This window comes from Ignatzschineria sp. 22MB058224 (assembly GCF_058188435.1).
The window spans coordinates 812,203-832,533 of the sequence record NZ_CP187366.1 but is presented as its reverse complement, the minus strand read 5'-3'; the positions used below and the strand labels follow the sequence as shown (position 1 = coordinate 832,533).

Below are 20,331 nucleotides of genomic sequence, written 5' to 3'. Positions count from 1 at the left end.
CCTAAATGGTGAAATTGCTTTAGTAGAACTAAATCTTCCCATTCATCGCTTGTTCGAGAAGTGATACGATTTCGTTATATCCTTTCTCTTTAGCAAGTTCTATTGGCAATTTACCATACTTATCGGTCATTGTGGGATTTGCTCCATGTTGAAGCAGTAGGGATATAATTTCTTGTTGTTTTTTCCCGCCATCATTGAGAATAATGGCTTCAATGAGCGGCGTCCATCCTACAAAATTAGTATGATTGAGGTTAATATCAGTGGTTAAAAGTTCTTTAACAACTTCAAGATGGCCTTTTTCTGCAGCTGGAGTGATACCAACGCCTCCAAAGCGCGTTAATCGTTCAAGATCTGCACCAGCATTTAGCATTATCTGCACTAACTTTAGATCATTATTTAAACAACCCCATAGAAATGGATTAAGACAGGTTTCATCTTGAGCATTGATATCGGCTCCTTTCTTGATTAAAAACTCGATTACACTATATTGTTGAAACATCGCAGCGAGAAGAATAGCTGTCTGTTTTTGACGATTGGTATGATTGATGTCAAATCCTTTTGCAAGTAGCGTTTCTAAAGTTTTGATATCGCCCTTACAGGCGGCAGTATGAAAGTCTAATTTTTGATTAGGCATCATTAGTTCCTTTATAAAATGAAGTGGTTGTTATAGGAGAAATAGCGTTTTCTAAATGGAAAACGCTACTTTTGAAATGTACCTTAAGACGTTTGTAATAATTACTGAACGAATAGAGTGTTATTTCTTTTTCCGTCTCTTGTGAGATTTTTTCTCAGAACCTTTTTCACTGCGATTGATACGCGAGCCTTTTTTAGGACGATGTTTTTTCTCGCGTTCTTTAGAAGATTTCTTTGAATGTTTGGGGACTGAGTATTTTGATTTACTATTTTCACTACCTTCGATTACTGGTGAGATTAAGTCAAAATCAATATGTTTCGTTTCAGGATTCGAATCTGCAACTTTGATCCGAACGATATCACTAAGACGATATTGCTGCCCAGTTCTTTCACCAATGAGACGATGCTTAGTTTCATCATACAGGAAATAATCTCCTTGAAGTTTAGAGATATGGACTAAACCTTCGATATAGATATTATCGAGCTCTACAAACATGCCAAAACTTGTGATGCTAGTAATTTTTCCCTCAAATTCATCACCAATAAAACGAGCGAGATATTTTGCTTTTAACCAGTCCATCACATCTCGAGTTGCATCATCGGCTCGGCGTTCTGCCATTGATGTATGCTCCCCCATTTCAATCATCTGTTTTTCATTATAGAACTGTTGTTTATCTTCTTTTCGAAGCAATATTTTGATGGCTCGATGAAGTAGCAGGTCTGGATAACGACGAATTGGTGAAGTGAAATGTGCATAATGGCTCAAAGCTAAACCAAAATGGCCATCATTTTCAGGTTGATAGATTGCTTGACTCAATGAGCGGAGCATCACTGTTTGAATCATGTTAAATGCTGGCAACTCTTTTGCGGCATTTAAAGTATTGGCATAATCCATTGGTGTTGGCTCAAGCCCTCCAGCAAGACCAAGACCAAATTCTTTAAGAAATTCTCTTAATGTATTAAGTTTTTTCTCATCAGGTTTTGGATGGACGCGGTAGAGAGTATGAAGTCCACTCTCTTCTACAAATTTTGCTGCTGCAATATTGGCAGTAATCATGCATTCTTCGATAATTTTGTGAGAATTAAATCGTGCATCGGGAACAATTTTGGAAATTTCTCCATCATTATCGTATAAAACAAGTGTTTCAACGGTATCAAAATCGATAGTGCCTCGTTCATTTCTAGCTTTACGAAGAATTTTGTAGAGTTCATATAGGTGATCAAGATGAGGCGTTAGTGATTTATAACTCGTCCTTAATGCTTCATCACCATCGATGATTTGCTGAACAAGTTCATAAGTCAGGCGTGCGTGAGAACGCATTACTCCTTCATAAAATGCATACTCAATGAGGTCGCCTTGCGAATCGATAATTAATTCAGCCACCATTGTCAAACGATCAACATCAGGATTGAGTGAACAGATACCATTTGAAAGTTTATGGTGTAACATCGGTACAACATAGTTTGGGAAATAGACAGAGGTTGAACGAAGATATGCGTCTTGATCAATTGCGGAATCTCGATGGACATAATGCGCAACATCAGCGATCGCAACATAGAGTTTATAACGCCCATTAGTTAAAGGCTCACAATAGACCGCATCATCAAAGTCGCGCGCGGTAATTCCATCAATGGTGACTAATGGTAGATTGCGATAATCTTTTCGTGTTGCTGCTTCTTTATCTGATACAGAGTCAGCAATATTATTGATCTCACTCTCTGTCTGTTTCGAGAATTGATGGGGAATATTATGCTCTAAAATTGCCTGCATAATTTCGATATCAACGGTCATCTCATTCCCAAATACTTCTAAAACTTCTGCCATAGATGGTTTTGTTTCTGAAGGATATTGTGTGATTTTAATGCGAACAATATCAAGATTCTTAGCTTTTAAGGTTTTATCTTCCGAGATGAAAAACTCTTGAGCAATTTTTCTATTTTCAGGAATAACAATATTTTTCCCATCTTCACGATAAAAACGGCCAATAATCTCTTCAAGAGCATGTTCCACAATGTTCGTGATGGTACCGATTCGACGACCTCGATTATCGATTCCAGAAATTACTGCTTCGGCAGTATCTCCGTGAAGCACTTTTTTCATTTCCTGGGGCGATAGGTAGAGAGAAGGTTCACCTTTAATATCAAGATAGCCATAACCTTCAGCATGTCCTGAAACAATACCGGTAAATATTTGCTCTTGATTGATTATATGAATTTTATCATTTTGATCAAGATAGAGTGCACCTTGACGAATCATTGCATTAAGACGATTTTCTAATGCATCAAGCTCCCAATTTTTACGGAGTTTAAAAATTTTTGCCATCCCTTCAAAATCAAGATTAGAATGGCTTTGTATTAATTCTAAAATAAATGCTCGGCTCGGTATAGCCCGTCCGTATTGTTCTTTTTGTTCTTGGTATTCTGCGTCATTTTCAAAATATTTGGCAAAATATTCAAGATTTTTGGTTACATCATTCACTAATTATTTGTTCCTTTATGGATTGATATAGATATTGGTATATCTAATTGAGGCTAAAACCACCCATCAGATGAGTTTAGTCATTGAAAATAGAGTTCTATCTACTTTATCATTAATTTGATTCTACTGGTTCATCAATTTATTGAATGGATTTGAAAATCTCTTATAAATCGTTTTAGTTTTATATCGACAAAGTTAGAGTTATAGGAGTATCTTCGCAAGGAGTAGCTCGAAAAGTAGTAATAAAATGACAAAAATCACCCAAAAAGTCGTTTTTATAATACTTTATGGGTGATTTTACCTTGATGGAGTAAACTTATTCAACAGTCAGAGATTTTGCTAGATTGCGAGGTTTATCGATATCTTCTCCACGCACTAATGCGGCATAATAGGCAATTAACTGCACAGGAATAGTTAATAAAATAGGGCTTAGTGCATCACATACCTCAGGTACATGCATAATATGCGCACCTTTCAAATCATCTAATGCAACTTTACTATCCGTTATAATAAAGAGTTGACCTTTACGAGCAAGAACTTCATGTAAATTTGCACGTACCTTTTCAAAAAGTTCATCGTCAGGAAGTAGGGCGATGATTGGCATTTGATCATCGACCAATGCTAAAGGTCCATGTTTTAATTCACCGGCAGGATAGGACTCTGCATGAATATAACTGATTTCCTTTAGTTTTAGAGCACCTTCGGCTGCAATAGGGAAATGGATTCCACGCCCAAGATAGAGGGCGCTGTGAGCATTGGTGAAAAGATTTCCCCATTGACTTGCATCTTCTTGGCAATTAAAGCTTTGAACGATCATCGCTGGTAACTCATGTAGTCGTTGAATATTCTTAGTTAAAGTTTTTTCATCGAGAATACGTTGAGTTTTTCCAATGCTATTGGCTAGAATAAAGAGAGCAACTAGTTGGGTTGTAAAGGCTTTAGTAGAAGCAACACCAACTTCAATACCTGCTTCTGTATAGAAATGGCAATCACTTGTGCGAGGTAGAACGCTCTCTTTGACATTACAGATCGAGAGTGTTGCAAATGCACCACTATTTTCTGCGTGCTTCATCGCTTCGATGGTATCGAGGGTTTCGCCGGACTGTGAAATAGTAACGATAAGTGTTTTATCACCCATTAAAATATTACGATAACGGTATTCGCTGGAAATTTCGACAGATGTAGGGATCTTAGCGATAGATTCTAACCAATATTTTGCAACTAATCCTGCAAAATAGGAGGTACCGCATGCAAGAATTTGGATCTGCTTAATCTCTTTAAAAATACTTTCTGCCTTATTTCCAAAGAGTGTAGCATCAAATTTTTTTGTTAATGCTTGTTTAGCTGTGTCTTCAATAACGACTGGCTGTTCAAAAATCTCTTTAAGCATAAAGTGTTGGTAATTACCGATATCTAATTTTTCAATGGTAAGGTTCGAAATATGCACTTTAGCAGAGATTTCTGCTGCCGTTAGTTCTTGACCTGCAAGATTTGAAAAGTAAGGAATTTGATCGGCTTCCATTACGATAATATCACCTACTTCAAGGTGAATGAGGCGATCAGTTTCTGAAACAATTGCTGCAATATCTGAAGCGATAAAGGTACTATCATCTTTTAACCCTACAATTAAAGGGCAGCCTTGGGCTGTTGCGATTAATTGGGTTGGGTTATTTTGATCAAGAACTAATAGTGCATAATTTCCCGAAACAGTAGTGATTACTTTTTTAATAGCACTAAGAAGATCAGGTGTGCTTTTTGTTGCTTCATGTAGAAGATGTGCTAAAACCTCAGTATCAGTTTCAGAAGTAAAGAGATATCCTGCTTTTTCAAGACGTTTTTTATGCTCTTCATAGGCATCTATAATGCCATTATGAACAATCATTAAGTTGTGCGATTGATGTGGGTGAGCATTTTCAACAGAAACACCACCGTGCGTTGCCCAGCGTGTGTGGCCGATGCCGATATGACTGCATAGCCCTTCTGCATCTTTGAGGAGATTTTGCACGCGACCAACTGCACGGATTCGTCGTAACTCACCATCTTCTAAAAAAGCAATCCCAACAGAATCGTAACCTCGGTATTCGAGTTGTTCTAAGCCCTGTAAAAGGGTTGGGAGAATATTTTTCTGCTGGCTGATTGCACCAAAGATTCCACACATTTACTGACTCTCTTTATTAATGAAAAGTTATTAACCTATCATTTTACGGATTTTTATAACTAAATTACAAGAAAAATTCTTAGCTTGAAAAGCAGGGCATTTAATGCTGGTTACTTTTTGATGAATCTTTGCAAAAGATTGTAAAAATCAATATCATTAAGGGGTAGGCAATTATTTTTTGTATCTTATTTGAATTCGTTTTTGGGATTTTGATAGATTCTTTTAATTCTTTAAAGAGATATTTATATTATGGAACTGATTAAATACAGCACTTTGGATGAAAAACCTTGGAAAAATGGACTTGGAACAACGAGGCAGATCATCATTTGGCCATTAGATGCCGACTTAGCGAATTTCCATTGGCGAGTTAGCGCGGCTTCCATTATCTTCCCTGGAAATTTCTCACACTATCCCGGTGTTTCTCGTAGTCTTAGTGTTTTAGCTGGTAAAAGTGCAGAGCTTAAATTAGGGGGGATGAAACAAATACTCTCATATCAAGGCCCCATAGTTAAATTTGATGGTGGTGATCATGCTGAGGTTTTAAGTGTCAATGGTCCCGTTCTTGATTATAACGTGATGAGCCGCGATGAGAATAGTACTCATGAACTTTCATGTATTACCCTTCAGAAAGGTGATGTCTATAATCGTAAAGGTGATTTTACGTTGGTGACAGTTTTTGAGGCATGTGAGTTAATTTTTGAAGGTGAAGTAGTTCCTTTGGCGGAGTTTGATTCAGTATTATTTAAGGAATACGATGGAGTAGATCTAGTGTTTAGTAGCTATGAAGGTTCAACATCTCTATTAGTTACAGAATTTTGGAACCAGTAAATTTTTACATTTCATAGTTTAAGCGATTAATAGTACTTGCCTTAAGGTTTTCTAAAGGTCTCAATTGTTAAAACATCCCGTGAAAAGCGGGATGTTTTATATTAGATTTTAAAGGTTTTTAGCTTAATAGTAAGTTTACAATTGGTTATTTAAATTCTTAGCAAAATTATCCAAAATATTTAGTGGATTGAAACAGTAAAAAAGCCCGCATTTTGCGGGCTTTTATTCATTATCAATGAACTGTAATTCATAATATAATGATTGAGTGTCCATGATTAGCAGGATCCTGTTGGCTTTTGAACATAGTGTTTCATCTCTTCGAACCAGTCAAAGCCGCCATTCTTGTACCAAACTTGTTCGGTATTATTATCTACTCGAATGATTGTTTCGCAGCGATTTTCTTTTACTAGACTATTGCCAACAGTCACAGTAATTCCATTTCTATCAATGGGTTGTTTTATATTCATAATTAAAATCTCCTAATAATTATTGTTTTTATTGGTAGGATGCAACGCAAAAGATTTTTCATTGCAATAAGCTTCAAATATTTAATTGAATGAAGCTTAGTTTACATTAAATGTTTTTTTTACATTCGTACATTGTTAAATGATATTTATCTGCTTAATTTCATTTCTATCATTTTCCACTCATTATCATATGACAGAAAGAATATACATTGGATGTGTTGCAAACACATTTTTAACATTCATTAAAATTGTCTAATTTTCTTTTAATGATGTTTGTCTAAAACTTCTAATTGCTCGCAATTAGATACCTGAATTATCTCTAAGTGTCGTTATATGAAAGGTTTTAATTTTGATTGTAATAATAACTAATAAACACTTAACGATACGGGATGATAACACCTTGGATTGTCAAAGTCTATTTTTTCAATCAAAAAAACATGGGGTAAATCAAAAGGAATGACTCTGTGTGATTTTCTCTGATCTTAGAGTTCAAAAATATTCAATTTCGCAATGGTTGATTAAGAAGTTTGATATATTAAATTTAAGTCAACGATTATAAATTAATATTTGATATTATTGGTTGTTTGGATACACTGAGAAATATAATCCACATGTCGTATGACTGCGAACTGTTGATTTAAGCCCTTAATAAAATAAGCAGTTTTTTTATTTTGTGATATTTGAATTTTTAGTCGTAATTTACAAAAAATCCTTACTGTTTTGAGTTCTTGATTATGTGAATTTAGGAGATGTTATGCAATTAACCCCCCGCGAAATCGAAAAATTAATGGTGTATACCTTGGCAGATGTCGCAGAAAAACGTCGTGCTAGAGGCGTTAAATTAAATTATCCAGAAGCCGTTGCCATTATTACCGTGACAGCTCTAGAAGGCGCAAGAGATGGAAAGTCTGTTGAAGATGTGATGAAAGAGGCAGCAGCAGTATTAACAAAAGATGATGTTATGCAAGGCGTTGGTGACTTGATCCCTCAAGTTCAGGTTGAGGCTATCTTTACCGATGGAACACGCCTTGTAACGGTTCATAATCCTATTAAATAGTTGATGAGGTGTTGAAATGAGTAATACAAAAATTGATGCGGAAAAAAGCACAAAAGTAGCACCGTCTACTCCTAGTAAAGCAAACATTAATGATACACCTATTCCAACGCCACTTGGTGGGGTTGTGTTAGCCGATGCGCCTATAACATTTAATGAAGATAAACCTGTTACTAAACTTAAAGTGAGAAATACAGGAGATCGACCAATACAAATTGGTTCACATTTTCATTTTTTTGAAGTAAATCGCGCTTTGGAGTTTGATAGAGCCCAAGCCTATGGAAAACGCCTTAATATTGCTTCTACCACTGCTATTCGCTTTGAACCAGGTGATGAGATAGAGGTTAGCTTAATCCCTTACGGTGGTACACAAACGGTGTATGGATTTAATAATGTGGTTGATGGATGGACGGGCGAAAATGTCGCTAAAACTGAAAGACCAGCTAAAGCAATTGCGCTGGAAAAAGCAATTGCGCACGGTTTTAAAAATAGTCCAGAGTAATGAAATGGGATAGTTGCGAGATATTTCTTTATTTCGCAGTGAAGCTCTCGATAAATTAGAAGGAAAAAGTTATGCCTCAAATTTCTAGACAACAGTATAGTGGATTATTCGGTCCAACAGTCGGTGATAAAATTCGTTTAGGTGATACCGATCTGTATATTGAGATTGAAAAAGATCTCCGTGGTTACGGAGAGGAATCTGTGTATGGTGGTGGAAAATCACTCCGAGATGGAATGGGTGCTAATAATACTTTAACAAGTGATAATGGTGTACTAGATCTAGTAATTACAAATGTCACAATCGTTGATGCTCGTTTAGGCGTCATTAAAGCAGATGTTGGGATAAAAGATGGAAAAATTGCTGGTATCGGCAAGAGTGGAAACCCTAATATCCAAGATAATATAACTCCAGGCATGGTGGCGGGTGTTTCAACAGATGCTATCTCCGGCGAACATCTTATTTTGACTGCTGCTGGCATTGATTCACATATTCACTATATTTCACCTCAGCAAGCCTATGCAGCACTTTCGAATGGTGTTACAACTTTCTTTGGTGGTGGTATTGGACCAACAGATGGAACCAATGGAACAACTGTAACAGCAGGTCCATGGAATATGCGAAAAATGCTTCGTGCAGTTGAAGGTTTACCCATTAATGTTGGTATTTTAGGGAAGGGGAACTCATATGCAAGAGGCCCCTTAATTGAACAGCTTGTTGCAGGAGCCGCAGGTTTAAAAGTTCATGAAGACTGGGGGGCGACCGGTAATGCAATTCGTCATGCATTAAGAATTGCCGATGAATATGATATACAGATATCGGTGCATACTGACAGTCTTAATGAAGGCGGTTATGTTGAGGATACTATCGAAGCATTCGAAGGGCGTACAATTCACACGTATCACACAGAAGGTGCTGGTGGTGGGCATGCTCCAGATATTTTAAAGGTTGTGAGTCAACCGAATGTTTTACCTAGTTCGACTAATCCAACATTACCTTTTGGTGTAAATAGTCAGGCAGAGCTTTTCGATATGATTATGGTCTGTCACAATCTTAATCCTAATATCCCATCGGATGTTGCATTTGCTGAAAGTCGGGTTCGTCCAGAAACAATTGCTGCGGAGAATGTTCTTCATGATATGGGCGTTATTTCGATGTTCTCAAGTGACTCACAGGCGATGGGTCGTGTTGGTGAAAATTGGCTGCGTATCATTCAAACCGCAAATGCTATGAAGGCCGCACGAGGTAAGCTTCCTGAAGATGCACCAGGCAATGACAATTTCCGCGTTTTACGTTATGTAGCAAAAATTACGATTAACCCGGCAATTGCACAAGGTGTGAGTCATGTTTTAGGATCCATTGAAGTTGGAAAAATGGCTGATTTAGTACTATGGGATCCACGTTTCTTCGCAGCTAAACCCAAATTAGTCATTAAAGGCGGAATGATTAATTGGGCTGCAATGGGGGATCCAAATGCCTCACTCCCAACACCACAGCCCGTATTCTATCGTCCGATGTTTGGTGCAATGGGTAAAACTATGCAAGATACCTGTGTGACATTCGTATCGCAAGCAGCTCTTGATGATGGAATTAAGGAAAAAGCGGGTTTAGATCGACAAGTAATGGCAGTCAATAATTGCCGTGCAATCGGAAAACATAATCTTGTGCGCAATAATGTTACTCCTCATATCGATGTTGATCCAGAAACGTTCGCTGTAAAAGTCGATGGTAAACATGCAACATGTCAACCAATTTCGACAGCGGCTATGAACCAACGTTATTTCTTTAGTTAATGAACATCTTAATAAAAATTCTGCCTACATCTGTTTGTGGGCAGAAATTTGATATACAAAGGGCAAACAGATGATTATTATCGAACATATCCTAGGCAATATCTACAAAGATCCAATCTGGAAGGCTCGCAAAGAGCAAGCCGATGTTGATATGCTAATACTCGACCAACGCGATGCGCAAAAAAGTCGTTGTCGTAAACACACGGAGAAAGGGCAAGATTTAGGTATTGCTCTTGACCGCAATGTTTTATTGACAAATGGTGATGTGATCCTTTTTGATGAAAGTGCCAATACAATGATTGTCGTCGAGATATCTCTTCGTGAAGTGATGGTTGTAAATTTGGCAGGGTTAAAAGCACTTCCAGTAGAAGAGCAGGTTCGAGTTTCTTTTGAGCTCGGTCACGCATTAGGAAATCAACATTGGAAAGCTGTATTGAAAGATAACTTTGTTTATGTACCGCTCTCGGTGAGTAAAGAGGTAATGCGTTCAGTGATGAAGACTCATAATTTCGGTGAAGATTCTTTTGAGTTTGTCTCTGGAGATGCAATTCTTCCAAAAATGTCACATTCAGAAGCAAGATTACTTTTTGGTGGATCAGAAGAGACTGATACGCATATTCATGTTTCTGGCGTTCATTCTCATGAGCATTCACATAGTCACTCTCATTCACATAGCCATGAGTATTCGCATGAGCACTTGCATAAAGATGATACAGAAGATCACCCACATTTACACTCACATGCGCGCAAGCATTAAATAACATGTGATGTGATTAATTTTTACTGTTTATCATAATCTTGGGATCTGTATGAAAGCATCTGAACTTATTCGAATATTACAATTTGCAGACTCTGCACTACCTATTGGTGGATTTACCTTCTCAAATGGAGTTGAAGCTGCAATTCAAAAAGGGGTTGTAAAAGATAAGGAGACCTTGCGGTCTTTTGTTAAAACTTCGTTAAAGATTGCAGCTCAAAGTGACGGTATTGCGCTAATAGCGGCTCATCGAGCACTTCTGAAGAATGATTTTGATGCCCTAAAAAAAATTGATTGGGCGGTTTTCAATCGTAAGCTCAATGAAGAAGCGAGGCTAATGACGACGCGAATGGGGAAAAAGCTCGCTGAAATTTCCGCTCATACAACAGATATGCCGAAGATTACTGAATGGTTAAAAATTATTAAATCGGGAGACGTTCCTGGAACACATCCCGTTACGCAAGCAATTTTAATGGCGGAGCAAGGCATTGCAGAGCGCGATGTCATGGTCATGCATCAATATGGTATTGCAATGACTATATTAAGTGCTGCAATGCGATTAATGCGTGTCACCCATTACGAAACTCAGCATATTTTATTCGAGTTGAATGAGGAAATTGAACAATTTTGTAAAATTGCAGAATGTGGTGATGTGGAACAGATGGCAACCTATGTTCCTGTGATTGATCTCTTAGCTTCTATTCATACACAATCATTTGTGCGTTTATTTATGAACTAAAAAAATTAAAGGATTTATTATGAAAAAAATGACACGTATTGGAATTGGTGGTCCGGTTGGATCGGGAAAGACAGCAATTATTGAAGTCATAACTCCGTTATTGATTGAAAGAGGTGTTAAGCCGTTAATTATTACAAATGACATTGTAACGACAGAAGATGCTAAGCAAGTCAAACGTACATTAAAAGGGATCTTGGACGAAGAAAAAATCCTCGGAGTTGAGACTGGTGCATGCCCTCATACAGCTGTTCGAGAAGATCCAAGTATGAATATTGCGGCAGTGGAAGAGATGGAAGAAAAATTCCCCGATAGTGATGTGATCTTAATAGAAAGTGGAGGAGATAACTTAACTCTGACATTTAGTCCAGCTTTGGCGGATTTTTACATCTATGTGATTGATGTGGCAGAAGGAGAGAAAATTCCTCGTAAGAATGGTCCTGGATTAGTACAAGCTGATATTCTTATTATTAATAAGATCGATTTAGCACCGTATGTTGGGGCTAGTTTAGAAGTCATGGAGCATGATACGAAGGTTGTTCGGGGCGATCGCCCTTATATCTTAACCAACTGCAAAACGGGTGAAGGTATCGAAGAGTTAGTGGATATGATTATGGATAAATTTCTCTTCACTCACTCAGCAGCGAGACAATAATATGGAAAATTTAAGAGGAGAAATTGCTAAAATCCCTTCTCGTCTTAAAGCACATTATTTAGGGAGCCAGGCTTTAGAGATGGCTCTTTATCAAGATGAGCCTAAACAGATGCAAAGTGGAGCAGTTGGGAAAAGTGGTTATTTGAAACTTCGCTTTAAAAAAGGTTCTCATCGCAGTGAATTAGTGGAGATGGAGCGTCGAGTTCCCTCACTGGCACAAAAAGCACTCTATTGGGATGAGAAATTGCCAGTATTACCCTGTGTTACGATGATTTCGACTTCAGGTGGGCTTTTACAAGGAGATCGTCAAGCACTCGATATTATTGTAGAGAAAGGTGCTTATGCTCATGTAACGACGCAGTCAGCTACTAAAATTCATATGATGGATAGTAACTACGCCACGCAATATCAAAAGATTATAGTAGAGGAGGGGGGATATCTTGAGTATCTGCCAGATCCTATTATTCCTCACCGGCAATCACGTTTTATAACTGACACTGAGATTTTGATTGATCCATCGGCATCAATGATCTATTCCGAAATTTTAATGCCGGGTCGTAAGTTCCATCATCCAGATGAAGTATTTGGATTTGATATCTTCTCTTCTAAAATTCGTGGTCAATTTTCAGATGGAAAAGAGATATTTATTGAAAAATATATATTAGAACCGAAACAAGATCCACTGACTGCGATTGCAGTAATGGGGAAGTTTGAAATATTTGGAAATGTGATCTTATTAACTCCCAAAGAGAATCACGAGAGAATTATGGTGCGTGTAAAAGCTGTTTTTGAGCCTGATAAACAGATTGCTTATGGTGCATCTTTATTGCCGAATCAATCGGGTATTATCTTTAAAGTTCTTGGAGTGCATAGTGATGATGTTCGTAATACAGTTCGAGAATTTTGGAAAATCGCACGTGAAGAAATTTTGGGTGTAACGTTACAAGATCCATTTTTATGGCGCTAAGATTAATATTGTATTAAAAGGAGAGTTCTATGCGAGCTCAAGTAATGAATCCATCTGTTTGGCAACGACTCGTCGAGAGCAATAAAATTATTCAGTTTATTGATGTAGTATTACGTGGTTACTCACAAGTAATGTTTCAAAATAATGCTTTGACGGGATTGTTATTTATGGTTGCAATCTTTACAGGGGCTTTTTTGGAAAAGATGCCAGAGGTTGCTTTAGGATGTTTGTTAGGAACATCGGTAGCAACGTTAACTGCTTACATTAGTAAACTTGATAAAGATTCTTTACGAGTTGGATTATTTAGTTATAACGGTTGTCTTGTTGGTGTTGCATTGCCTACTTTTTTAGCGGATAGTCCTTTTGTGTGGTTATCAATTATCCTTGGTAGTATTGTTTCGGTGATTTCTACGATTGCACTTATGGACTTTTTGAAGCAGTGGAAAGTTGCTGCATTGACAGCTCCATTTGTACTCGTTTCTTGGACTATCTTATTAGCGAGTTATAGCTTTTTAGGGATAGAAGGGGTTTCATTACCAGAACCTGAATTTCCTCATCGATATGTAGAAATTATGGGACATATTCCTCATAGTGATCTTATAGCGAATATTTTTAGAGGGATTTCAGAAGTTTTTCTTTTCAGTAGCGTTACGGTTGGTATTATTTTTGTAATCGGTTTGGCTGTTAGCTCTTGTTGGGCTGCTATATTTGCTGTCTTAGGGTCACTACTTGCTTTTTTAATCGCAATGATGCTTAAAGCCGACGTTACTAGTATTCATACCGGGCTTTATTCGTTTAGTGCTGTTTTAACAGCTATTGCACTGGGTTCAACTTTTAATAAGCCAAATAGTCTTCGCGTAATTGTATTTGCAATTATTGGGGTGATTTTTACAGTTTTTGTACAAGGTGCATTAAATGTTGTGCTTGATCCCATGGGCATTCCAACATTAACCATGCCGTTTGTTTTAGCCTCGTGGCTGTTTTTAGTGCCAAATCACGATATCATGCCGAGCCATCGTAAATAGCAGGTTAGATTATTGCAATGACTAAAAATACACTATATAAATATATTAAAGCAGTTAGAACCTCCCGTGGTTTATTAGCAATTTTGCTCTTTATTGATGGTTTACTCATTATTTTGCCAATGCTTGCTGCTTATGATAGCCATTTAATACATCAGAGAGATATTAACGGTTGGTTACAAGCCTTTGGGATTATTGAGCTACTCGATATCCCACGTTTTGCTATGGGTATTTTACTACTAGTTTTGGCCTTTCCTGTTTTTTCAGGAACGCGTATTGGCTGGTTATTTAGTACTTTTATTCTCTTTGTGATTGTCCTTCTAAACTTAGTCTTGGAACGTGAAAATGTATTAGTAGGTACATTCTCCTTGATGCTTTTAGGATTTTCATTGGTTAATTGGAAACTATTTCATCAGCATAGTCTCTCGGCTGCTGGTTTTGTCGCCTTTATCAGCCTAACTGCGCTACTTGGTTTTTCTGTTTTTGGAACACTATACCTTGGGGATCAATTTCAACCGCATGTTACCGATTTTTCATCGGCATTTTATTTTGCTTTAGTCTGTATTACTACGGTTGGTTTTGGTGACATTGTTCCCATTAGTGTCGAGGCAAGGCTTTTTACTGTTTCGATTGTTGTTTTAGGTATTACTATTTTCACTACTTCAGTTCTCTATGTTCTTGGAGTGCTAGCAAAAGACACACAAGCAATTGTTAAAAAAAGGTTATTTAAAATGCGGGATCATTACGTTATTGTAGGGGCAAGTCCATTATCACTTCATACATATTATGGACTCAAAAAAAGGGAACTTAATATCATGATTCTCTGTGATGCTGAGGGGCGAAAAATATACCCAGATGATGCAACTGTTATTGTTGCTGATCGTGCTACAAAAGAGACCTTAAGAAAAGTTAATTTAACGACTGCAAAAGGTATTTTTATCTTAGGAGACTCTGATGCTGAAAATACTTTGACAGTACTTGCCGCTAAAGAACTTGTTGGCACTAATATTAAGAGTGTTGTATTAGTGAATGATGATCAGAATTCTGAAAATATGAAATTACTTCACACTGATCTTTTAATATCATTGTCTTCGTTGGGAAGTGAAGTGCTGTTAAAAATGCTTTTTGGCGAAGGAATCGACAATCAGGTTATTGAAAATATTTTATTTTCTAGTACGGTTTTAGATAGTTAAAAGATTAGGATCTATGGATTTTACAATTATTATCTTTATCCTTGTCTATATTGCGATGGCTTTTGGTATGATTCCTGGGATTAAAATTGATCGTACTGGTGCAGCGGTAGCAGGTGCCCTAGCGATGATTGGTATTGGTGCGATTACCCCCAAAGCCTCTTGGGATGCGATTGATTATGGTGCAGTTGGACTTCTATTTGGCTTGATGGTAATCTCAGCATCCTTTGTTGTATCAGGGTTTTACCACAAAGCTGCTCATAAAGTAGCTAGTCTATCACTATCACCACCTAAGCTTTTAGCAATTTTTATTATCGTTGCCGCTGGGCTTGCATCTGTTTTAACAAATGATATCGTTGTTGTGGCAATGACACCGTTGCTTGTCTCAATTACTCTTGCTAGGGGATTGAATCCTGTACCATTTCTGCTTGCATTTTGTTTTGCTGCGAATAATGGAGCCGCAGGCTCTTTGATTGGTAGTCCTAAGAACATGATCACAGCTCAGAGTTTACATCTCTCATTTTCAGGGCTCCTAGAAATAACCTGGATTCCTGTACTTTTATCATTAATGATTATTTGGGGAATTATTACTTGGCGTTATCGAAATCATTGGGTAATGGCATCTTCTATACAGAACAAAGCTATAAAACCTATGAATAGTCAAAATAAAATGTCAGGGGTTATTGCTTTTAATCGATGGGAAACAATTAAAGCCACAATGATTATCGTTATTGTAATGGGATGCTTTATTTTTACAGAAATACCAAGGGAAGTGACTGCGCTTGCAGCAGCAAGCTTTCTATTATTGAATCGAAAAATAGCCTCAAGCGATATGCTCAAGCAAGTAGATGGTAATCTTTTACTATTAATAATGGGGCTTTTTATTGTCAATGCTGCACTATCAAAAACGGGCGTACCACAAGAAACACTTAGTTATCTCATAAATGCAGGTATCAATCTTAATCATCCTATTACGCTGTTTTTAGTGACCTCAATCATGAGCATTTTTGTGGGGACAACTCCTGCTGTAATGCTTATAATTCAGTATGTTACACCTAACAGCAATGCTGATGCATTGGGAGCAGCATTAATTTTAGGTGCGTGCTTTACGAGTAACATCTTTATTTTTGGTAGTATCGCTGGAATCACAGCCGTAGAACAGTCTAAAGCTCATGGAGTTAAAATTTCTTTTTGGGAATTTACAAAGTCTGGAGGTGCTATTGCGCTTATTTGCATGATGATAGCAATTGTAGCGCTTTATCTTTCTAGTATAGATATCTCTTTTATCTAGGGAATGAAATTGAATATTTTTGATTTTTTATTGGTGGCTTTGGGCGGTGGAATAGGGGCTGTCGTGAGATGGGCAATTGGCAAGATTGTTAGTGAAAAATATCACGGTCTGTTTCCATTGAGTACTTTTTTAATTAATATTACTGGGGCCTTTGCAATTGGTTATTTAAGTACTTATTTTATGCTTGATTGGCAAAATCGATATGGGACATTTCTTCATTCTGCAATATTAACGGGACTTTTAGGAGGCTATACGACTTTTAGTAGTATGCAGCTCGATACTTTAAAACTAGTGAATAAAAGTGCTCGATCTTTAGCGGTATGCTACCTTTTTGTCTCAATTATATTAGGATTAGTTTCTGCCTTTGTCGGAGTGTTTTTAGCAAGATAAGGAAACTTTATGAGAATTGCTGTATTAGTTTTTTTAGGTGGAGGGACCGGGGCACTTATTCGTGAAACATTAATGCTCTTCATTCCCCCAATGAGTGATCATTTTCCACTGGATATCTTTTTTGCGAATACTATCGCATCTTTGTTATTAGGAGTGACCGCTGGACTGATGAGTCACAAGATAATTAGTACTCGATTGAATGCTTTTATTGCAACAGGAATTATGGGGGGATTATCGACTTTTTCAAGTTTTATCTATGGAGCACTTGAGATAATGCGTGAAGGTAATATACAGGTTGCGATTATATATATCGCAAGCAGTGTGTTAGTTGGATTTGTAGTGGTTGCATTAGGATATAGATTAGGGGCATTATTTACGAAAAGAACATAAATCCTTTGATAAAGGAGCAAATCGTAACCCATTAATAGCAAAGGTATCTCATTCGTTGTTAGATTATTTTTAAACGAGGAAGATACCTTTTGATTACCAGACAAAATCTATTTTACGTTCTATTCTTGAGAGGCATCAGGCTTATGAATCTCTTTTGCAAGTTGCGGTAAAATGTCGATAGATCTCGGTCCTGGTACGATTTCGGAGAGATTCACTTTAATATAGTTTTTATTTTTGATTGCCGTTACACCTTGCATTTCTGGCATTGATTCAAGAATCTCAATTTTACGGTCATAATCATCATCGTTACGGAATCCTTTATAAATTGGAATAATAATATATTCGGGGTTAGCCATCACAACATCTTCCCAATTTCCAACGGCCCAAGTCTTATTAGCCCCTTTATCCGCTAAGATATTTTGTACTGATATCAGTTTTAGCATCTCAGTGGTATAACCATCAAAAAATGTGTAGGGTTTGCCATCTTGGGCATCAAAAATAAATGCTGTTTTAACAGGATATTCTTCGATTTGAGCCATGACATCATTAAGTTTTTCCTGTTCTTTGGCAACATAAGCTGCGGCTTCTTCTTCAATTCCAAAAATCTCACCAAATTTTTGAAGATCGTTAAAATAGGTATTAACATCGGCGGTTGAAGAAGTCATTGATTCAGGAATAAAAATGGATACGCCTTCAGGTACGATTTTATTTGCTTCAAGTGCAAGTTTTGTAAAAGAATTTCCCCAACCCGTTGTAAAATCAGGATTTGCAGCCATAAATACCTCATATGATGGCCAACGTTCGGCAAGCACAGGAACAGTTTCATAGGCATCTTTGATCGGGGGGTAGATAGGTTCTTCTAAAAAAGCCGTACCAACCATTCGGTCTTCTAATCCCAATGCGAGTAGCATCTCTGTGGTGATTTGATTCAGAGAAACAATACGAGAGGGATATTGGTTTAGTTTAAACTGATAGAGCTGACCATCAAGATTTGCTTCAAATTCAATGGGCTTATCGGGTGATTTCTGAATGTTAGCAGCAGTTGCAATATCTTTTTGTTCATCTGCTGCTAACGGGCTATAAAATAGAGAAGCTGTAATAACAGCACTGAGTAATAGTTTCTTCATAATTTCCTCATTTATAAAAAAATAGCAATATGATCTTGCATCTGTTGAATATTGAAATGAACCTCAAATACATCCCACAGATTTTCCTTTGTTAAGACTTCTTGAGGTGTCCCTTGAGTGAATATTTGTCCATCCTTCATGAGGATCAGATATTGGCAATATTTAGATGCCAAATTTATATCGTGAATCGTTACAATAGCAGTCGCCGGCGTTTTTTTTAGAAGTTCCATGGCTTCAACCTTGTAGCGAATATCAAGGTGATTAGTTGGTTCATCTAAAATTAAGAGATCTGTTTCTTGCGAAAAGCATTTTGCGAGCATTACGCGCTGTTTCTCTCCACCTGAAAGTTGAGAATATTCCTTATGTATCATCTTTTGTAGCCCAAAAAGATGAATGTAGCGCTCGGCAATTTTGAAATCTTCTTCCCGATATCCCATATAATATTTTTTATATGGCATACGACCCATAATGACGATATCTTCAATAGTTAATTTACCTTCGACTTGCTCATTAAATTGAGTTAATACAGAAAGATTTTGTGCTAACAACTTAATCGAAAAATGTGCAATATCCTTTTTATTTAAAAAAACGGTATTCTTTGTCTTTATGTCTCGGTAGATATGGCGTAAAAGGGTTGTTTTTCCGGATCCATTAGGGCCGATAATCCCAATAAAGTCGTGATTAGACAAAGAGAGCGAAATATTATGCAATATGCCATTATAATTAAGATTATTAATCGTGATATTGTGCATTATGATCGACGGCTCCCTTTAATAATAATATAGACAAAGAGTGGCGCTCCAATTAATGATGTAAGAATGCCGATAGGAATCTCTTCAGGTTTAAACCAGCTTCTTGAAATCGTATCAATAATGACTAGGAAAATAGCCCCTACAAAGGCTGAATAGAGAGCAAGTTTAAAGTGTTTGACAGAAATAATCTGTCGTACAATGTGAGGGATGATAAGGCCAATAAAAGCTATAACTCCGACATTTGCCACAATAATCGAAACGACAAATGAAGAGAGTAGGATAATGGCTAATTTAATCGCGCCAACATTAACTCCTAACTGTTGTGATGCCTCACCACCTAATAAAAGCGTATCGAGAATGTGATTAAAGAGTAAGCAGAAAGTGAGAATAATAATCAGAGCAATAAGGGGTAAAGTAATAAATGACCATTTAACGCCTGAAAAGCTCCCAAGCATCCAGAACATAGCACTTTTTACTTGGCTCTCATTTTTAGAAAGGTAGATAATTGCGGTAGTGATTGCAGAAAAGAGACTCGAAATTCCAATGCCCACTAAGACTAGATTGCTCATATTATTACGATTAATATTGAAGAGAACAACTACACTTGTTGCAATAAGACCTCCTACAAATGCTCCAAAGTAGATATTATAGGGAGAGATAAAAGAGAATAATCCAAGTACAATTGCCGATACAGCGCCGGCACTTGCACCAGAAGATACCCCAAGAATGTATGGATCAGCTAACTCATTACGCGAAATAGTTTGCATTAAGATGCCTACAAGGGATAAGGACGCACCTGTAATAGCCACTAAGATGATGCGTGGTAAGCGAATGTGATAAATAATTGTCTCAATTGGCGAAAGATTTTCCGGGTCTATTTGTAACGAGACAATTTTAAATACTGTCGAAAGTTTTTCGATAAATGGAATTTGTATACTTCCATAGAATAATGAGAAAAACATTACGAGAAGCAACGCAGCTACAAATATTAAAAATTGTAGGATATTACGGTAAGATCTAAAAATAGAGCCTTGATCCTCTCTATTGTAAAGGCTAATTTTCATAATTACTTCTCTTAATATTGTTCAAAGAATTTATTTGCGAGCAAGACGTATTACAGAGTGAATAATAAAATTGTCTATT

20 protein-coding genes are annotated in these 20,331 nt (G+C 37.1%); 13 read left to right on the top strand and 7 right to left on the bottom strand.

Translation table 11 applies throughout. The annotated features are described in order from the left end of the window. Window positions 1-28: 28 nt before the first annotated feature. The 3 genes from ACPF7B_RS03435 to glmS form a co-directional block, all read right to left on the bottom strand. Entirely contained in the window at window positions 29-637 is a 609-nt protein-coding gene (locus ACPF7B_RS03435) for an ankyrin repeat domain-containing protein (protein WP_490506240.1), read from the bottom strand. Window positions 638-754: 117 nt separating this feature from the next. After that, window positions 755-3,112 (bottom strand): ribonuclease R, encoded by a 2,358-nt coding sequence (gene rnr, locus ACPF7B_RS03430; RefSeq protein ID WP_490506239.1) that lies wholly within the window; start codon window positions 3,110-3,112, stop codon window positions 755-757. 316 nt (window positions 3,113-3,428) lie between these two features. Continuing rightward, window positions 3,429-5,270, bottom strand: a complete 1,842-nt coding sequence (glmS, locus tag ACPF7B_RS03425; protein WP_490506238.1) for a glutamine--fructose-6-phosphate transaminase (isomerizing) — start codon at window positions 5,268-5,270, stop codon at window positions 3,429-3,431. Between the two features lie 249 nt (window positions 5,271-5,519). Between glmS and ACPF7B_RS03420 the strand changes: the two genes are divergently transcribed. Next, complete coding sequence (locus tag ACPF7B_RS03420) at window positions 5,520-6,098, top strand: HutD/Ves family protein (protein ID WP_490506237.1); 579 nt, start codon at window positions 5,520-5,522, stop codon at window positions 6,096-6,098. A gap of 275 nt (window positions 6,099-6,373) precedes the next feature. Here the strand turns inward: ACPF7B_RS03420 and ACPF7B_RS03415 are convergent, their stop codons facing one another. Beyond that, a complete protein-coding gene (locus tag ACPF7B_RS03415) occupies window positions 6,374-6,565 on the bottom strand; it encodes a hypothetical protein (RefSeq protein ID WP_490506236.1) in 192 nt (63 codons plus the stop codon). Between the two features lie 754 nt (window positions 6,566-7,319). Between ACPF7B_RS03415 and ACPF7B_RS03410 the strand changes: the two genes are divergently transcribed. The 12 genes from ACPF7B_RS03410 (at window position 7,320) to ACPF7B_RS03355 (ending at window position 17,309) form a co-directional block, all read left to right on the top strand. Then, a complete protein-coding gene (locus tag ACPF7B_RS03410) occupies window positions 7,320-7,622 on the top strand; it encodes an urease subunit gamma (protein ID WP_490506235.1) in 303 nt (100 codons plus the stop codon). A 16-nt stretch (window positions 7,623-7,638) separates the two neighbouring features. Beyond that, window positions 7,639-8,121 carry an urease subunit beta gene (locus ACPF7B_RS03405; protein ID WP_490506234.1) on the top strand — a complete coding sequence of 161 codons (483 nt, stop codon included), beginning with the start codon at window positions 7,639-7,641 and terminating at the stop codon, window positions 8,119-8,121. A gap of 71 nt (window positions 8,122-8,192) precedes the next feature. Next, on the top strand, window positions 8,193-9,911 hold the full coding sequence (locus tag ACPF7B_RS03400; protein WP_490506233.1) for an urease subunit alpha: 1,719 nt from the start codon (window positions 8,193-8,195) through the stop codon (window positions 9,909-9,911). Window positions 9,912-9,981: 70 nt separating this feature from the next. Then, window positions 9,982-10,668 carry an urease accessory protein UreE gene (locus tag ACPF7B_RS03395; protein ID WP_490506232.1) on the top strand — a complete coding sequence of 229 codons (687 nt, stop codon included), beginning with the start codon at window positions 9,982-9,984 and terminating at the stop codon, window positions 10,666-10,668. Window positions 10,669-10,720: 52 nt separating this feature from the next. Further along, window positions 10,721-11,407, top strand: coding sequence for an urease accessory protein UreF (locus ACPF7B_RS03390; RefSeq protein ID WP_490506231.1), 687 nt, complete (start codon window positions 10,721-10,723; stop codon window positions 11,405-11,407). A gap of 19 nt (window positions 11,408-11,426) precedes the next feature. Continuing rightward, the gene (gene ureG, locus ACPF7B_RS03385; protein WP_490506230.1) at window positions 11,427-12,059 is read left to right on the top strand and encodes an urease accessory protein UreG; all 633 of its coding nucleotides are present in this window, start codon (window positions 11,427-11,429) and stop codon (window positions 12,057-12,059) included. Between the two features lies 1 nt (window position 12,060). Then, entirely contained in the window at window positions 12,061-13,026 is a 966-nt protein-coding gene (locus ACPF7B_RS03380) for an urease accessory protein UreD (protein ID WP_490506229.1), read from the top strand. A gap of 29 nt (window positions 13,027-13,055) precedes the next feature. Next, complete coding sequence (yut, locus tag ACPF7B_RS03375; RefSeq protein WP_490506228.1) at window positions 13,056-14,051, top strand: urea transporter; 996 nt, start codon at window positions 13,056-13,058, stop codon at window positions 14,049-14,051. A 17-nt stretch (window positions 14,052-14,068) separates the two neighbouring features. Beyond that, entirely contained in the window at window positions 14,069-15,241 is a 1,173-nt protein-coding gene (locus tag ACPF7B_RS03370; protein WP_490506227.1) for an ion channel, read from the top strand. A 13-nt stretch (window positions 15,242-15,254) separates the two neighbouring features. Next, window positions 15,255-16,529 (top strand): ArsB/NhaD family transporter, encoded by a 1,275-nt coding sequence (locus ACPF7B_RS03365; protein WP_490506226.1) that lies wholly within the window; start codon window positions 15,255-15,257, stop codon window positions 16,527-16,529. A gap of 9 nt (window positions 16,530-16,538) precedes the next feature. Next, entirely contained in the window at window positions 16,539-16,919 is a 381-nt protein-coding gene (gene crcB, locus ACPF7B_RS03360) for a fluoride efflux transporter CrcB (protein ID WP_490506488.1), read from the top strand. Window positions 16,920-16,928: 9 nt separating this feature from the next. Further along, complete coding sequence (locus ACPF7B_RS03355) at window positions 16,929-17,309, top strand: CrcB family protein (RefSeq protein WP_490506225.1); 381 nt, start codon at window positions 16,929-16,931, stop codon at window positions 17,307-17,309. Window positions 17,310-17,428: 119 nt separating this feature from the next. Here the strand turns inward: ACPF7B_RS03355 and ACPF7B_RS03350 are convergent, their stop codons facing one another. From ACPF7B_RS03350 to ACPF7B_RS03340, 3 genes are read right to left on the bottom strand one after another with little or no spacing between them, the layout of a single operon-like run. Continuing rightward, window positions 17,429-18,436, bottom strand: coding sequence for an ABC transporter substrate-binding protein (locus tag ACPF7B_RS03350; protein WP_490506224.1), 1,008 nt, complete (start codon window positions 18,434-18,436; stop codon window positions 17,429-17,431). A gap of 11 nt (window positions 18,437-18,447) precedes the next feature. Next, window positions 18,448-19,188: an ABC transporter ATP-binding protein gene (locus tag ACPF7B_RS03345; protein WP_490506223.1), complete on the bottom strand. Its 741-nt coding sequence runs from the start codon at window positions 19,186-19,188 to the stop codon at window positions 18,448-18,450. Beyond that, complete coding sequence (locus ACPF7B_RS03340) at window positions 19,188-20,252, bottom strand: FecCD family ABC transporter permease (RefSeq protein ID WP_490506222.1); 1,065 nt, start codon at window positions 20,250-20,252, stop codon at window positions 19,188-19,190. Before ACPF7B_RS03340 ends, ACPF7B_RS03345 begins: the two co-directional genes overlap by 1 nt. Between the last annotated feature and the right edge of the window lie 79 nt (window positions 20,253-20,331).

Bases quoted from the DNA above. Each gene is read 5' to 3' on its own strand.
- ACPF7B_RS03435 (WP_490506240.1), bottom strand. From the start codon at position 637: ATGATGCCTAATCAAAAATTAGACTTTCATACTGCCGCCTGTAAGGGC.
- glmS (WP_490506238.1), bottom strand. From the start codon at position 5,270: ATGTGTGGAATCTTTGGTGCAATCAGCCAGCAGAAAAATATTCTCCCA.
- ACPF7B_RS03420 (WP_490506237.1), top strand. From the start codon at position 5,520: ATGGAACTGATTAAATACAGCACTTTGGATGAAAAACCTTGGAAAAAT.
- ACPF7B_RS03415 (WP_490506236.1), bottom strand. From the start codon at position 6,565: ATGAATATAAAACAACCCATTGATAGAAATGGAATTACTGTGACTGTT.
- ACPF7B_RS03410 (WP_490506235.1), top strand. From the start codon at position 7,320: ATGCAATTAACCCCCCGCGAAATCGAAAAATTAATGGTGTATACCTTG.
- ACPF7B_RS03405 (WP_490506234.1), top strand. From the start codon at position 7,639: ATGAGTAATACAAAAATTGATGCGGAAAAAAGCACAAAAGTAGCACCG.
- ACPF7B_RS03400 (WP_490506233.1), top strand. From the start codon at position 8,193: ATGCCTCAAATTTCTAGACAACAGTATAGTGGATTATTCGGTCCAACA.
- ACPF7B_RS03395 (WP_490506232.1), top strand. From the start codon at position 9,982: ATGATTATTATCGAACATATCCTAGGCAATATCTACAAAGATCCAATC.
- ACPF7B_RS03390 (WP_490506231.1), top strand. From the start codon at position 10,721: ATGAAAGCATCTGAACTTATTCGAATATTACAATTTGCAGACTCTGCA.
- ureG (WP_490506230.1), top strand. From the start codon at position 11,427: ATGAAAAAAATGACACGTATTGGAATTGGTGGTCCGGTTGGATCGGGA.
- ACPF7B_RS03380 (WP_490506229.1), top strand. From the start codon at position 12,061: ATGGAAAATTTAAGAGGAGAAATTGCTAAAATCCCTTCTCGTCTTAAA.
- yut (WP_490506228.1), top strand. From the start codon at position 13,056: ATGCGAGCTCAAGTAATGAATCCATCTGTTTGGCAACGACTCGTCGAG.
- ACPF7B_RS03370 (WP_490506227.1), top strand. From the start codon at position 14,069: ATGACTAAAAATACACTATATAAATATATTAAAGCAGTTAGAACCTCC.
- ACPF7B_RS03365 (WP_490506226.1), top strand. From the start codon at position 15,255: ATGGATTTTACAATTATTATCTTTATCCTTGTCTATATTGCGATGGCT.
- ACPF7B_RS03355 (WP_490506225.1), top strand. From the start codon at position 16,929: ATGAGAATTGCTGTATTAGTTTTTTTAGGTGGAGGGACCGGGGCACTT.
- ACPF7B_RS03350 (WP_490506224.1), bottom strand. From the start codon at position 18,436: ATGAAGAAACTATTACTCAGTGCTGTTATTACAGCTTCTCTATTTTAT.
- ACPF7B_RS03345 (WP_490506223.1), bottom strand. From the start codon at position 19,188: ATGCACAATATCACGATTAATAATCTTAATTATAATGGCATATTGCAT.
- ACPF7B_RS03340 (WP_490506222.1), bottom strand. From the start codon at position 20,252: ATGAAAATTAGCCTTTACAATAGAGAGGATCAAGGCTCTATTTTTAGA.